General features: G+C 59.1%; 1 protein-coding gene. It reads left to right on the plus strand.

Features of this window, described 5'->3' with window-relative positions:
• The first annotated feature begins 120 nt into the window (after positions 1-120).
• A complete protein-coding gene (locus KVT37_RS34135) occupies positions 121-195 on the plus strand; it encodes a 50S ribosomal protein L27 (RefSeq protein WP_217579104.1) in 75 nt (24 codons plus the stop codon).
• Positions 196-235: the final 40 nt, after the last annotated feature.

Consider the following 235-nt stretch of genomic DNA (forward strand, 5'->3'; position numbering starts at 1 on the left):
GGGGGCTGCCGAAGAAGTATTTTTTCCGGCGGCAAGCGTCGCCGATACGGGACTTGAAACGGAACGCGAACGCATTCATAAGCCCATGCAAGCGCCTCAGGCCGAATCGGAGTTAGTCAAATGCCACACAAGAAAGCTTGCGGTTCGTCGCGAAATGGTCGCGATTCGCACTCCAACCGCATGCGCGTGAAGTAGGTCGACGGCGAACCCGGCGACGCCCGCAGCAACCTCATCC

The organism is Mesorhizobium sp. GbtcB19 (assembly GCF_019091085.1).
Taxonomy (GTDB): domain Bacteria; phylum Pseudomonadota; class Alphaproteobacteria; order Rhizobiales; family Rhizobiaceae; genus Mesorhizobium.